This window comes from Nitrospirota bacterium, assembly GCA_030645475.1.
In the GTDB taxonomy this organism is placed as follows: Bacteria; Nitrospirota; Nitrospiria; order Nitrospirales; family Nitrospiraceae; genus Palsa-1315.
Map to the genome: position 1 here is coordinate 21,329 of JAUSMA010000020.1, position 13,902 is coordinate 35,230.

Below are 13,902 nucleotides of genomic sequence, written 5' to 3' on the forward strand. Positions count from 1 at the left end.
TCACCACTTAGCCTTCTTGGTGTCTATGATTCGTGTCACTGATCTCTCGAAGACGTTTGTCATGGGCGGGAATGAGCTGACGGTGCTGAAAGGCATCAACCTGGACATTCAACGAGGCGAACTCGTCTCGATCGTCGGGGCGTCGGGAGCCGGAAAAAGCACGCTCCTCCATATTATCGGGATGCTCGATCGGCCCACGACAGGCACGGTCCACTTCGACGGTCAGGATATGTTTCAGATGTCGGAAAATGAGCAGGCAGAATTTCGGAATCGGCGGATCGGGTTTGTCTTTCAATTTCACCACCTCCTGCCGGAATTCACCGCACTTGAGAATGCCTGTATGCCGGCCCTGATCCAGCGACGGCAACAAGCAGATATCGAACCTGAAGCCATCGCCTTGTTACAGGAAGTCGGGCTGGGATCCCGCCTGCATCACAAGCCTGGTGAATTGTCCGGTGGAGAACAGCAACGCGTGGCAGTGGCACGGGCCCTCTTGCAGAAGCCTGATCTTGTGTTGGCCGATGAACCGACTGGAAATCTGGATACGCATACGGGCGATGCCCTCTTTGCGATGATGCGTGAGCTGAACAAGGCCCGCGGAACGACCTTCGTCATCGTGACCCATAACGATAAGCTGTCAGGTCAGGCCGACCGGATCATACAGATGCAGGACGGCCAGATCGTCTAAGACCGCCCAGAGCATTTGATCTTTTCGCTCCTACTCCCGAGACAGCACCATCCCCCCGTTTACCTGCGCGAGGGTCCCCTCGTCTAACCTTGACGAGAGCTGTTTCATCCAATAGACTCAGCAAAATACCTCAACTCCTTGAAAGTGGCTTTCAATGATCTACTCGCGGTGGCTGTACAGGGTTGCGTCTCTAATGATCTTGGCAATTCCCACACAAGTATGTGCAGTGGAATTCGTCACGGTGGGTCCTCGCGCCATGGGTATGGGTGGTGCGGGTGTAGCCGTGACAACGGATGCCTTGGCTACCTATTGGAACCCGGCCGGCTTGGCCATGACGCAGACGGTGGATATCAGAATTCTAGGCGGAGCTCAGGTAATCGATCGTCTCGGCATCGCTGATGCGGTGCACGATCTTGAGAAATTCAACACGTCCGACACCTCACAAGCCAATCTAGCTAAGGCCCAAGACATTACAGCTCGAATCAATAAGCCTGGTGCCACAGTTTCGTTAAATGGATCAGCAGGTCTATATTTCAAAGGCCATTTGGGCGAACATGCTTTTGGATTTAACGTCTCGGATGTCGCAACTGGAGGGGCCTTTGTGTCTACTCCTCTGCAAGCCACTCAGCCTGGTGGGGTTAATACTCTTATTAGTATTGCCGGGCAAATGGCGCTCCGTGGTCTCGAAGCCAGACAGCTGGCATTTTCATATGCCTACGCGTTTTCCGATAAAACATTTGCTATCGGCGTGACAGGGAAAATCATACAAGGCGCCTCCTACAATGGGAGTACGACACTCACCGGAGGAACCGACGTATCGGTAACGGACAACTTTGGAAAGTCCACACTTTCGACGGCCTTTGGAATCGACGTGGGTGCCATCTATCGCCCCTCCTCATGGCTTCGATTTGCCGTGGTGGCAAAAGACATCAATCAACCGACCTTTAATGCCGCTGGCGGTGGAGAATTGAAGCTGGAACCGCAAATTCGCGGCGGTATGGCCATCAACCCCTACTCTTCTCTTACCTTAACTGCGGATGTCGATGCCACGGCAAATAAGACCTTTGTGCCAGGAGTGAAGAGTCAGGTCTTGAGCCTTGGTGCGGAACAGACCATTTTGTCCGAGTTTCTTTCCTTTCGGGTTGGCGGTTTCAAAAACATGAAAGATGCCAATACTCCCTTTACCCCCACTGCAGGGCTTGGCCTACGGGTCTATGCGCTGCGTGTCGACGTCGGGGGTGGATACGATTTTCGCGAAAAGGGAGCCCTCGTCTCCGGCTCTCTCTCTTTGACGTTCTAAATGGTATACTGAACCCATGTTCATGCTGCATCACCTACGACGTGCCATCCTCCTCTGTGTACTTCCGCTCCTGATTGCCGGCTGTGGCGGCCTGCAGGAAGTCTGGGAAGGACCAGGGGCGAGAATGTTCCGGCCTCAAGCCATTGCGGTACTCCCTCCCATGGCCAGCCAATACGACAGCGCACGCGAGGATATTCAAGAAGTCTTATCCGGTGCGCTGAATAAGGTTGCCAATATCGAGCGCGTTGTGTCTCCAGAAAATGTAACGGATATCTTCCAGGCTTCCAAGGAAGCGTTCGATGCCCTGGTCTTCTACTTTTCACGTCTGGAAATGACCGGCCAGTCCGACAAGGACTCGGCGCTGAAGTTGGGCAAGGCGATGAACGTGGACTCCTTCTTAGTCGTCCGGGTGAATTCCTGGGAATACATGCGCAAGGAAGGCGATAATGTCGGACGAGTAGGCCTGAGCATTCGTCTTGTCGATGCCACAACCGGCACCACTGTCTGGAAGGCACGCCATGAACGGTCGAGCAGCTACATGTTCTATCGTCCGAATTTAAAAGATATTGCGAAAGAGCTGGCGGCAGAGATGATTAAGGCCATGCCTCCCCAAGCCAAACGATAGTTCCAGCCCCGCCTGAATTCTTCTCGTCCCAGTTGAAGCGTCTAACAGGCCTCTGAGATCGAGAAGCGCCGATACGGGCCTTCCATACGGAGATGCGTGGAGTCGACGACTAGCGGGCCTTAGCCAGCGATGCGTTCATCGCTGTTTTCAATGAGCGGACAAATTCTGCGACCTGATTGACCATATCCGGCTTCTGCTGGTGCGCGGCAATCTGCTTCACGATGGCGCTGCCGACAATGACACCATCGGCAATGGCTGCCACGTTGGCCGCATCCTCCGGTGTCGCCACCCCGAAGCCGACCGCTACCGGCACCTGCGTCACCTTCCTGATCTTCTCGACATTCTTCCCCACATCGGCCACGTTCAACAGTTTTGCGCCGGTGATCCCGGTGAGCGACACGTAATACACGAAGCCTTGTGATTGGCGCGCCACGAATTTCCTCCTGTCAGCCGTACTCGTGGGAGCAAGGAGAAAAATCAGTTGAAGCCCTGCTGCTGCTGCAGGGCCTTTGAGGGGGCCCGCTTCATCCGGCGGCATATCCGGTACGATCAGCCCATCGATACCGGCTTGGACCGCCTCATGGCAAAACCGCTCAGGACCGAATGCATGGATATTGTTGTAGTAGGCCATCAAGACCAATGGGATCTGAGTCTTGGTCCTCAGTCTGGTCACCATGGGAAGGATCTTGCGGAGCGACGTCCCGCTGCGCAACGCTCGCTCCGCTGCCTGCTGTATCACGGGACCATCGGCGATAGGGTCTGAAAATGGAACACCCAGTTCAATGATGTCGGCTCCGGCACGTTCTAACTCCACGACCAGTTGTTCTGTCTCTTCCAGTGAAGGGTCGCCTGCCATGACATACGCAATGAGGGCCTGCTCCCCCTTCAGCCGAAGTTGCGCAAAGGTTCGGTCCAGTCTCGATGTCATAACGTGATTCCTCGCATCTTCGCGACCTGTTGCACATCCTTATCGCCACGACCGGAGAGATTCACGACCAGGATCTGGTTCTTCTTCATCGAGGGCGCCGCCTTCACTGTGTATGCAATGGCATGGGCGCTTTCGAGAGCCGGCATGATCCCCTCTTCTCTCGCCAGTAAGTCGAACGCCGCCATCGCTTCATCATCGGTCACCGAGGTGTAGGACGCGCGGCCTTGATCCCGCAAATAACTATGTTCGGGGCCGACTGCGGCATAATCCAACCCGGCCGACACGGAATGCGTCAGATTAATTTGTCCATCTTCATCCTGGAGTAGATAGGTCATGGTGCCTTGTAAGACGCCCGGCTTGCCTCCCTCAAAACGCGCGGCATGTTTTCCGCTCGCCACCCCCAGGCCACCCGCCTCGACGCCCACCATCTTCACCTTCTTGTCTTTGATAAATGCATGGAAGAGTCCCATGGCATTACTGCCGCCACCGACGCAGGCGATGAGGCAATCCGGCAACCGGCCTTCTGCTGCCAAGATCTGTCGTCTGGTTTCTCGCCCGATAATGGATTGGAAGTCCCGGATCATCATGGGATAGGGATGGGCACCAAGCACTGAACCGAGAATATAGTGCGTCGTGCGGATGTTCGTCGTCCAATCCCGCATGGCTTCACTGATCGCATCCTTCAATGTGCGGCTTCCAGCATCGACACCGGTCACGGTCGAGCCGAGCAATCTCATCCTGAAGACGTTCAGCGCCTGGCGCTGCATGTCCTCGGTTCCCATATAAATTTCACATTGCAGCCCGAACATCGCCGCAACGGTTGCCGTCGCCACGCCATGTTGCCCGGCGCCTGTTTCAGCGATGATGCGCGGCTTCTTCATCCGCTGAGCCAACAGTCCCTGCCCGATTGCGTTATTAATCTTATGGGCTCCGGTATGACAGAGGTCTTCACGCTTCAAATAGATCTTCGCGCCACCCAGGCGCTTGGTGAGTCGTTGCGCGAAGTAGAGCGAGGTGGGTCGACCGACATAGTGTTTTAAATAATAGGCCAGCTCGGACTGGAAGCGCCGGTCTTTTTTTGCACGGGCATATTCCTCCTCCAACTCAAGCAACGCGGGCATGAGTGTTTCAGGAACATACCGTCCACCGTAGGCACCGAAGCGGCCTTGTTTGTTGGGAACTGCGCCCATCGTCACCCTCACATTCGTTTAGCAGGATCCAGAGAAAGAGCTACAGTGCACTATGACCTCAATGACCCAGGTCTGGAAGTCATACACTAATCCATCAGGATGATTAAAAAGCTCGTCCAGCAAGGCCGCAGCGAGTGAAGGCCCGAGGCGTACCCTCGGGGGTACGTTGAGGGGCTGAACGACGCGAGAACGAAGCTGGAAGACTTTTTCAGCATCCTGCCAAGTCCCGCAGTATAAACGGGGCTAGGCTTGAGAGACAACCTTGGCAGCGCGAATGAATGCGCGCACTTTCTCGTGATCCTTCTTCCCGGGCTCACGTTCCACACCGCTGCTGACATCCACGCCATAGGGTTGCACGGCCTGGATAGCCTTCCCGACATTGTCAGGAGTGAGCCCTCCGGCCAGGAGGATGTTCGCGGCCTTGGCGGCTTCTGCGGCGAGTTGCCAATCGATCACCTGTCCGGTGCCCCCATAGGCCTGATCGGAAAAGGCGTCCAGCACGAACCCTCGAACGCCGGCCCGTCCACGATACTCCGCCAGCGCAAGAAATGCGCTCCGGTCTTTCACACGGAGTGCTTTGAGGATCGGACGGCCTAACTCCTGGCAATAGGTCGCGGTTTCGTTCCCATGCAACTGGGCGAATGCGAGGCCACAATCGTCCATGACATTCCGAACGGCTTGAGGCTCTTCGTTGACGAAAACCCCCACAGGGGTCACCAAGGGAGGCAGGCTCATAATGATGAGCCGGGCCACCGCAGGCTCGATGTATCGAGGGCTCTTCCGATAAAAAATGAAGCCGAGGGCATCGGCACCGGCCTCGACAGCAACCCTCGCGTCCTCAGCGCTCGTGATGCCACAGATTTTCACTTTGGCAATATAGGACATATTAGACATGTGATGAATCCGGTGTTCCCATCAGCTCTCGGATCTTGGCCGCCGTATCTTCTGCGCGAATGAGCGATTCTCCGACGAGCATGGCATGGATACCGGCTTCAACGAGCCGTCCGACATCAGCACGTGTGTGGATCCCGCTTTCACTGATGATCAGCTTGTCAGCCGGGATCCGTTTGGCCAACCGCAGTGTCACTCCAAGATCGGTCGTGAAGGTCTTCAGGTCGCGATTGTTGATACCGATCAGCCGCGCGTCCGGGACACGCTCCAATACCGTGTCGAGTTCTCGCTCATGATGAGTTTCGATCAAGACATCCAGCCCTAACCCGCGAGCGAGCGCATAGAAGTCTATTAATTGCTGCCGTTCCAATGCTGCGACGATTAACAGGACTGCATCGGCTCCGTAGGCACGCGCCTCGTAAAATTGGACCTCTTCGACCATGAACTCTTTATTCAGGGCAGGCATCGGCACCGATTGTTTGATCTCGCGAAGATAATCGAGACTGCCTTGAAAAAAATCCTTGTCGGTTAAAATGGATAGAGCCGACGCGCCATGGGCATGGTAGGTCTTGGCAATCTCGAGGTAATTAAACCGTTCGGAGAACTCGGGCCGGAGGAGACCAAGACTAGGCGAGGCTTTTTTGACTTCGGCGATCAGCGACGGGCTGCCAGCCGTTTTTGTCGCTTCGAGGGCGACGGCGAAGCCTAATACACCTGGCGCGTCCTGAATTCTTTTCTTCAGCTCAGAGAGGTACCCACGGCTTTGTTTATGCCTGAGTTCAGCTTTCTTATGCTCCAGAATACGAGAAAGAATCACGAGACCGTCATCCCCTATTCGTAAATGCGATGAGGCGCGCCAGCTTCTCGGCTGCGGCGCCTGAATCGATGGCCTCACCAGCCAAGCGGAATCCATCTTGAAGATTTTCCGCCTTGCGCCCAGCGACAAGAGCCGGAGCGGCATTCAAACAGACGATGTCCCGTTTTGAGCCTTTACGCCCCTGAAGGATGTCACGCGTGATCATCGCGTTCTCTTGTGACGTCCCTCCTGCAAGCTCTTTAGCCTGGACCAGTGCCAATCCAAGATCCGCCGGGTTCAGAAGATAGTTCGACAACACGCCCCCTTTGGCCTCTGACACCTGTGTCTTTGCGGTCAGGGTGATCTCATCGAGTCCGTCCATCCCATGGACGACAAAGCAATGTTGCGATCCCAAATGCATGAGGACGTTTCCCAACAGAGAGGTCAATCGTCCTTCATAGACGCCGAGCACTTGGATGGTCGCTCCTGCCGGATTGGTCAACGGGCCTAAAAGATTCAGCATGGTTCGAATGCCCATCTCCTGTCGAGGACCGGCGCAATGTTTCATGGCTCCATGGTAGAGCGGGGCAAAGAGAAAGCCGATGCCGACATCATTGATACAATCGGCCACCCGCTCGGTCGGCAGATCGATCTTCACGCCCAACGCCGAGAGGACGTCCGCGCTTCCAGACTTGGATGACACCGAACGGTTCCCGTGCTTCGCCACGGTTAAGCCTGCCCCTGCGATGACAAATGCGGCCGTCGTGGAAATATTGAACGTATGCGCGCCATCCCCGCCCGTACCACAGGTATCCACAGTGAGGGGATCTCCGATGGCGATGCGGACAGCCTTGGCTCGCATCGCCCGCACAGAGCCGGATATTTCTTCGACGGTTTCTCCTTTGAGACGAAGCCCCATCAAGTAGGCGGCAATTTGGGCCGGAGTCGCTGCGCCTTCCATGATCTCCAGCATCACCGATTCGGCTTCTAGCTCGGTGAGAGAAGAGCGGTCGGCAAGTTTGGCGATTGCGTCTTTGATCATGGCTGGGAAACCAGGCGGACCTTCCTACAACTTCAGGAAGTTACGGAGGAGGTCCTTCCCCGCCGTGGTGAGGATCGACTCTGGGTGAAACTGCACCCCTTCAATGCCCAATGACCGATGGCGCAATCCCATGATTTCCCCCTCCGCCGTCTCGGCGGAGATCTCAAAACAGGACGGGAGGGTGTCGCGTTTCACGATCAGGGAATGGTAGCGAGTGGCATCAAAGGGATTGGGGAGCTGATAGAAAATCGTTTTCCCGTCATGCCGGATCTTCGACGTCTTCCCATGCATCAACCGTTCAGCTCGGACCACGTCACCGCCAAACGCCACGGCCAGAGATTGATGGCCCAGGCAGACGCCCAAGAGGGGAAGGCGTCCGCCGAAATGCCGTATGGTCTCAACCGATACGCCCGCTTCCATCGGCGTGCAGGGCCCTGGAGAAATGACGATGCGGCTGGGTTTCAGCGACTCGATCTGCTCAATCGTAATCTTATTGTTACGAAACACCCGAACATCTTCACCAAGCTCCCCGAAGTATTGCACCAGGTTATAGGTGAAGGAATCGTAGTTGTCGATCATCAGTAGCATAATCAAAAGAGCCTATGGCGTATGGCTGATAGCTGATGGTTAAGATCGCCAGGAATCGACCTCGTTCCCACCTCTTCGTGCTATGCGCTATATGCCATCAGCTATTCGCTCCCTTATTCTAGTCCCTGCTCGGCCAATTGGACGGCCTTCATCATGGCCTGGGCCTTGTTGCAGGTCTCTTCATATTCATGTTCAGGATTCGAATCGGCAACGATGCCGGCCCCGGCTTGGATGAAGGCCTGGTGCTTTTTGACGACGACGGTGCGGATGTTGATACACATGTCCATGTTGCCGGAGAAACTGAGATACCCCACCGCGCCGGCATAGGGCCCGCGCCTGGTAGGCTCGAGTTCATCGATGATCTGCATCGCGCGAATCTTCGGCGCGCCGGAGACCGTACCGGCAGGAAAACAAGCCCGCAACACGTCGTACGAGGTCTTCGACTCATCCAGTTGCCCTGTCACATTCGAGACGATGTGCATGACGTGCGAATACCGCTCGACGTGCATGAGTGAATCCACCACGACCGACCCTGCTTTCGCCACGCGTCCGACATCGTTCCGCCCGAGATCCACGAGCATGACATGCTCGGCCCGTTCCTTCTCATCGGCCAGCAGCCGCTTCTCCATCTGCTGATCTTCTTCCGGCGTCGCTCCGCGGCGGCGCGTGCCGGCAATGGGACGAAGAGAGATGACACCGTTTTCGCAACGGACGAGGGTCTCCGGAGAGGAACCGACCAGCTCAACCCCTGCAATACGCAGGTAATACATATAGGGAGAAGGATTCACCACACGTAATGCGCGATAGAGTTGCAACGGCGGCGCTTGGAGGTTGGTCTCCCATCTCTGAGAGACCACAGTTTGGACGATATCGCCGGCCCGAATATATTCTTTCGTCCGCACGACCATCTTTTCAAAATCTGCCTTGCTCATATTCGACGTAAACGTCACCGGCTTCCGGCGGCGATGCGGACGAGTACGGCGAAGCGGACGTTTCAGCCGCGCGATCATGCGCTCGATCCGTTCCGTGGCTAATCGGTAGGCGGCCTTGAGGCCACGCTCCCCCTTCGCCGTGATATGCGCAGTGGATACGACTTTGATCTTCTGGGCGACATTGTCGAAGATCAGCATGGTATCGGTGAGCAGGAAGGCACAGTCCGGCAGATTCAGAGGATCCTTCTGCCTGGCGGCCATGTCCTCGAACGTACGCACCATGTCGTAGCTCAGATATCCAACGGCACCTCCGACGAACGGGGGTAGATCCGGCACCGTCACCGGGCGATAACCCTCCATCATCTCACGCAGTCGTTCAAGCGGATTTCCACGACTGGGAATACGCTTCTTGCGTGTGCCCTGCACGACAACCAGGTCGCCCCGATCTTCGTAGACGACAACGGGCGAACCACTGCCGAGGAAGGAATAACGAGCCCATTTCTCCCCCCCCTCAATAGACTCTAGGAGGTAGGCTGAAGGGCCATGATCGATTTTTGAAAAGGCGGAGACGGGGGTTTCATAGTCCGCGAGAATCTCTCGATAGAGCGGAATGAGGTTACCCTCTCCGGCATATTGCCGAAATTGGTCGAGGCTGAGCGAGTATTGCGGCGGCGCCACGGTATCGTCCTATTATTCTTGGCCTACAATGAGCTTCTGTCCTACTTCGATAATGTCGTCCGGCAGCTTGTTCCACTTCCTGACCTTGTCGACAGTGGCGCCATACTTCCGACTGATCCGGTAGAGCGTTTCGCCAGGCTTCACGACATGAACCGTGGGCGATCGCAAGCTTCCCATCGACGACGCGACTGCCTCTGGCACAGCCGGAACCTCGGAAGCACCCCCGAGAGCTGTCGCGCTCAGGTCCACGGTATCGGTCGTATCCAGAGCCGGTTCAACCGGCAGCGCCTTGCGCCCAGGCGCGGCTGCACGTTTCATATCGGCCTTGGCTTTACGTTCCAGCAGCGCAGACTCCTTCATCGCTTCGGCTTCTTCCTGCACACGGGCCATTTGCTCCCGAACAGCTTGCACCTGCGCCGTGAGCTCCCGATTTCTGGCCTCAAACTCCATCAGTTCTTTCTTGCCCCGCTTCGCTTCATTATCCAGTTCGCCGGTTCGTTTCTCTTCCTGGGCCAACAGACGTTGAAAGTTCAGGCTGCGCGCCTTTTCCGCCTCATACTTTTCGGCCATCACACATCCGCTCAATACGAGCATTCCACAGACGATCGTCACACCGTGATAGATGGATCTGGACATTGACTTGATCACGTAATTCTCCTCTTTCATGGATACCTCCTCTGACAGTCGTGAGGGACTCGCCCTCTCGCAGCAGAAAGTAGACACCGGCTGCCATGCAATGAAAAAACGACTCAAATAGAAGCAGTAGAATAATGTCTAACGCAGCGAAAGTCAAAGCGAATATGGCACCTTCGTCGTTTGACCCACTCCCTACCCCTATGGTACGGTTCGAAACCGTCACGTCCTCTGTTCGTTACCATCCAAGCCCTATGGCCCACGCCGACATCCTTGCCAGACTGATCGCGCTCAAAGACGAAATCAGACGCCACGACTATCTCTACTACGTCAAGGATCGTCCGGAGGTTTCTGATTCTCACTACGATCGTCTATTCCGCGAGCTGATCGATCTGGAACAAGCGTATCCGGAACTCGTCACGCCCGATTCCCCGACCCAACGGGTCGGCGCGCCACCGCTTGAGTCGCTGATCAAGATTCCCCATGAGCAGCCGATGCTCAGCCTGGACTCGATTGTCGATCAGGAGGAGATTCAAGCATTCGATCAACGGATGAAACGCGAACTGGAAACCCCGTCCGTTGAGTACAGCGCGGAACCAAAGTTCGATGGGTTATCGGTTGAACTGGTCTACGACCATGGAATGTTCACCCGTGGAGCGACCAGGGGCGACGGAACGACCGGAGAGGATGTGACCGTCAACCTGAGAACGATCCGTTCGCTCCCGCTGCAATTGCAAGCGCAGTCCGGATTCCCCGACCATCTTGTCGTACGGGGCGAAGTATACATGCGCCTCGATGATTTCCAAGCCTTGAATCGACGGATCACCGAACGGGGCGACGACGCCTTTGCGAATCCACGCAATGCGGCCTCTGGTTCCCTCCGGCAATTGGATTCCACGATTACCGCGACCCGCCCATTGGTTGTGACCTGTTATGAAATCATGGCCCTCTCCACACCCGCACCTTTCACACATTGGGAGGAGCTTGAGCAATTGGCCAGATGGGGGATCCCGGTGCCGACGCATCGACGACTCTGTGCCTCGATCGACGACGTGATAGCCTTTCACAGGGAAACAGAATCGATCCGGGATCGGCTGCTCTATGAAATCGATGGCGTAGTGGTGAAAGTGAATCGCCGAGACTGGCAACATCGCCTGGGAATGAAATCTCGCAGCCCCCGCTGGGCCCTCGCCTATAAATTTACCCCGCGCAAGGAAATCACCGTCGTACAGGATATCGTCGTGTCTGTCGGGAGAACCGGAACCCTCACACCCGTCGCACTCTTGAAACCGGTGGAAGTCGGTGGCGTCACCATCAGCCGAGCCACCTTACACAACGCCGATGAGGTCGCCAGAAAAGATATTCGGATCGGGGATACCGTCAAAGTTGAACGGGCCGGCGATGTGATTCCCGCCATTGCTGAGCGTGTCCCCATCCCCAATGAGCAACGGAGCGCTCCCTTTCTAATACCGGATCACTGCCCGGTCTGCGGATCGAATGTCGGCCGCGAGGGTGCCTATTTCTACTGTACCGGTCAATTGGTCTGTGGCGCCCAATTGAAGGGGGCAATCGAACACTTTGCGTCCAAGCACGCGCTCAACATCGAAGGCTTAGGAAAGAAGACTGTGGCGCAGCTGGTTGACGAGGGACTGCTACGATCCCTCGCCGATCTCTATCGCCTAACCAAGGAAGATCTCGTACGACTTGAGGGGTTCGCCGATCGGTCTGCCACCGCCCTCGTGGAGTCGATTGCGGGCAATACAGCCGTTTCCCTCGATCGATTTCTGATGGGACTTGGGATTCGACAAGTCGGACAACATATCGCCAAAGTCCTGGCCCGTGAGTTCACGTCTCTTGAAGAGATCATGGCAGCGGATCGGGAACGGCTTCTGCAGATTCGTGAAATTGGCCCTGAGATATCAGACAGCTTGGTGGCCTATTGGTCTGAGCCACGCAATCGAGAAGCCATCGCACAACTCCAAACATTGGGGCTGCAGATCGCACCGGGCATGGCCCGAGGTGATCGAATGGAATCCCCGCTCGCGGGAAAGACATTCGTGTTTACCGGCGGGCTGGATCATTTCACACGAGATGAGGCACAACGAGCCGTTGAAACGGCCGGAGCGCGCGTCGCCTCAAGTGTGAGTAAAAAGACATCGTATGTGGTCGCGGGACGGGACCCAGGCTCCAAACTGGATCAAGCGCGTACACTGGGGGTATCGATTCTGACGGAGCAGGAGTTCGGCGCCTTGATTGGAGAGGAGAAGGGCCAATCTAACTGACGAGGTCGAGGTTCTGGGATTCGACGTGGGCCGGGGATTTCTCTTCACGAAAGATTTGGACACTTCGAATGGATCGAGGCTCGGCTTCATGGATGAGGATTCGACAGTTGGCGATCCGCACTTCTTCTCCCACCTTGGGAATTCTCCCAAGTTCCTGCTGAATGAGCCCTCCGATCGTCACCGCTTCGTCGCCGAGATCGACCTTCAGGAAGTCGTTGACCTTGCGCACTTCGGTCCTGCTGTGAACCAAAATATGGTTCTTCCCTAGCCGCTTGATCAGCTCTTCGGTGATGTCTGTTTCGTCCATGATCTCTCCGACCACTTCTTCGAGAAGATCCTCAAGTGTGACAATCCCCATGACGCCACCGAACTCGTTCACCACGACGGCCATATGGCGTTTCTCCTGCTGAAACTGCTTCATCAGGTCGTCTGCGGTTTTGCCGGACGGCACGAACAGCGGCGGATAGGCAATATCCTTGAGCTTGGCCTCATTCCTCCCCTTGGCGAGCTCAGTGAGTGCTCTCGTCTTGTACAGAATGCCCGTGATGTTATCCAACGTCCCGTCATATACGGGAATCCGTGAATATTTCGAGTTATAGAGAAGCTCTTGGGCCTCCTTCAGGCGCAGGTTCCCATCCAAGGAGAAGACATAGAGGCGAGGGGTCATCGCGTCTTCAGCGGTGATGTCTTTGAGCTGGAAGACGTTCTTGATCATCTGCACCTTCTCGACCTCAATCGCCCCGGCCTTCCCCCCCTCTTCCAGCATGATCTTCAGTTCCTCTTCCGTGACTAGAGGAAGCGTCAGGCCCTTCCCTCCGGTAAGTTTATGGATGAACGGAACCATCACGAAGAGAAGCGGCTTAAGAAGGAGCTCGACCCCATAGATAGGATAGGACATGTTCAACGTCACAGGTATGGCGAACTTCGCCGCCAAGGTCTTTGGAATGACGTCGACGGAGACAAGCAATACAAATGTGAGCAACCCAACGACTACTGCGACGGAATCGTTAAAAAATGTCCGTTCCCCCTCGAAGATGTTCAAGGTCAGGAAGGCTGCATACATAGGAATAGCCGTGCTGACCAGACGGTCACCGATGAGTATCGTGGCGAGCAGCCTCTGCGGGTCACTTCGCAGCTGAAGGGCCATCTTTGCCCGTTTATTGTGATTCTGGACAAGCGCCCGCAGCTTCGTATCATTAACAGCAAAGAAACCGATTTCAGCCGTAGATATCACGGCTGAAATAGTAATAAGGGCTAAGAGAATAAGCACGTCCATAGGTTGCAATCTATTTTAGAAGGGTCCGACCCGGTTGATCGGCCAGGAATGCA

Annotated in this window: 13 protein-coding genes; 4 read left to right on the forward strand and 9 right to left on the reverse strand. The window is 55.7% G+C overall.

Annotation, left to right across the window (positions count from 1 at the left end):
- Positions 1–16 precede the first annotated feature (16 nt).
- From Q7U76_05710 to Q7U76_05720, 3 genes are all read left to right on the forward strand, one after another.
- A complete protein-coding gene (locus tag Q7U76_05710; protein ID MDO8355865.1) occupies positions 17–688 on the forward strand; it encodes an ABC transporter ATP-binding protein in 672 nt (223 codons plus the stop codon).
- A gap of 193 nt (positions 689–881) precedes the next feature.
- The gene (traF, locus tag Q7U76_05715) at positions 882–1,988 is read left to right on the forward strand and encodes a conjugal transfer protein TraF (protein ID MDO8355866.1); all 1,107 of its coding nucleotides are present in this window, start codon (positions 882–884) and stop codon (positions 1,986–1,988) included.
- A 22-nt stretch (positions 1,989–2,010) separates the two neighbouring features.
- Entirely contained in the window at positions 2,011–2,613 is a 603-nt protein-coding gene (locus Q7U76_05720) for a hypothetical protein (GenBank protein MDO8355867.1), read from the forward strand.
- A 109-nt stretch (positions 2,614–2,722) separates the two neighbouring features.
- Here the strand turns inward: Q7U76_05720 and trpA are convergent, their stop codons facing one another.
- The 8 genes from trpA to Q7U76_05760 all read right to left on the reverse strand — a co-directional run bounded on the left by trpA (position 2,723) and on the right by Q7U76_05760 (position 10,324).
- Entirely contained in the window at positions 2,723–3,541 is an 819-nt protein-coding gene (gene trpA / locus Q7U76_05725) for a tryptophan synthase subunit alpha (protein ID MDO8355868.1), read from the reverse strand.
- Positions 3,538–4,731 carry a tryptophan synthase subunit beta gene (gene trpB, locus Q7U76_05730; GenBank protein MDO8355869.1) on the reverse strand — a complete coding sequence of 398 codons (1,194 nt, stop codon included), beginning with the start codon at positions 4,729–4,731 and terminating at the stop codon, positions 3,538–3,540. The genes trpA and trpB overlap by 4 nt, the downstream gene beginning before the upstream one ends.
- A gap of 243 nt (positions 4,732–4,974) precedes the next feature.
- Positions 4,975–5,607 carry a phosphoribosylanthranilate isomerase gene (locus tag Q7U76_05735; GenBank protein MDO8355870.1) on the reverse strand — a complete coding sequence of 211 codons (633 nt, stop codon included), beginning with the start codon at positions 5,605–5,607 and terminating at the stop codon, positions 4,975–4,977.
- A 10-nt stretch (positions 5,608–5,617) separates the two neighbouring features.
- Positions 5,618–6,439, reverse strand: a complete 822-nt coding sequence (trpC, locus tag Q7U76_05740) for an indole-3-glycerol phosphate synthase TrpC (GenBank protein ID MDO8355871.1) — start codon at positions 6,437–6,439, stop codon at positions 5,618–5,620.
- Positions 6,440–6,446: 7 nt separating this feature from the next.
- On the reverse strand, positions 6,447–7,460 hold the full coding sequence (trpD, locus tag Q7U76_05745; GenBank protein ID MDO8355872.1) for an anthranilate phosphoribosyltransferase: 1,014 nt from the start codon (positions 7,458–7,460) through the stop codon (positions 6,447–6,449).
- 24 nt (positions 7,461–7,484) lie between these two features.
- Positions 7,485–8,048 carry an aminodeoxychorismate/anthranilate synthase component II gene (locus Q7U76_05750; GenBank protein MDO8355873.1) on the reverse strand — a complete coding sequence of 188 codons (564 nt, stop codon included), beginning with the start codon at positions 8,046–8,048 and terminating at the stop codon, positions 7,485–7,487.
- 113 nt (positions 8,049–8,161) lie between these two features.
- A complete protein-coding gene (trpE, locus tag Q7U76_05755; protein MDO8355874.1) occupies positions 8,162–9,658 on the reverse strand; it encodes an anthranilate synthase component I in 1,497 nt (498 codons plus the stop codon).
- 12 nt (positions 9,659–9,670) lie between these two features.
- A complete protein-coding gene (locus Q7U76_05760; protein MDO8355875.1) occupies positions 9,671–10,324 on the reverse strand; it encodes a LysM peptidoglycan-binding domain-containing protein in 654 nt (217 codons plus the stop codon).
- 221 nt (positions 10,325–10,545) lie between these two features.
- Here Q7U76_05760 and ligA point away from each other — a divergent pair, with 221 nt between their 5' ends.
- Positions 10,546–12,573, forward strand: a complete 2,028-nt coding sequence (gene ligA / locus Q7U76_05765; GenBank protein MDO8355876.1) for an NAD-dependent DNA ligase LigA — start codon at positions 10,546–10,548, stop codon at positions 12,571–12,573.
- Here ligA and Q7U76_05770 read toward each other — a convergent pair.
- Complete coding sequence (locus Q7U76_05770) at positions 12,566–13,849, reverse strand: hemolysin family protein (GenBank protein MDO8355877.1); 1,284 nt, start codon at positions 13,847–13,849, stop codon at positions 12,566–12,568. The two genes, ligA and Q7U76_05770, sit on opposite strands and share 8 nt — an antisense overlap.
- Between the last annotated feature and the right edge of the window lie 53 nt (positions 13,850–13,902).

What these genes read in the sequence shown, in the direction of transcription:
- traF (MDO8355866.1), top strand. Translation starts at nt 882, where the DNA reads ATGATCTTGGCAATTCCCACACAAGTATGTGCAGTGGAATTCGTCACG.
- Q7U76_05720 (MDO8355867.1), top strand. Translation starts at nt 2,011, where the DNA reads ATGCTGCATCACCTACGACGTGCCATCCTCCTCTGTGTACTTCCGCTC.
- trpA (MDO8355868.1), bottom strand. Translation starts at nt 3,541, where the DNA reads ATGACATCGAGACTGGACCGAACCTTTGCGCAACTTCGGCTGAAGGGG.
- trpB (MDO8355869.1), bottom strand. Translation starts at nt 4,731, where the DNA reads ATGGGCGCAGTTCCCAACAAACAAGGCCGCTTCGGTGCCTACGGTGGA.
- trpD (MDO8355872.1), bottom strand. Translation starts at nt 7,460, where the DNA reads ATGATCAAAGACGCAATCGCCAAACTTGCCGACCGCTCTTCTCTCACC.
- Q7U76_05750 (MDO8355873.1), bottom strand. Translation starts at nt 8,048, where the DNA reads ATGCTACTGATGATCGACAACTACGATTCCTTCACCTATAACCTGGTG.
- Q7U76_05760 (MDO8355875.1), bottom strand. Translation starts at nt 10,324, where the DNA reads ATGAAAGAGGAGAATTACGTGATCAAGTCAATGTCCAGATCCATCTAT.
- ligA (MDO8355876.1), top strand. Translation starts at nt 10,546, where the DNA reads ATGGCCCACGCCGACATCCTTGCCAGACTGATCGCGCTCAAAGACGAA.
- Q7U76_05770 (MDO8355877.1), bottom strand. Translation starts at nt 13,849, where the DNA reads ATGGACGTGCTTATTCTCTTAGCCCTTATTACTATTTCAGCCGTGATA.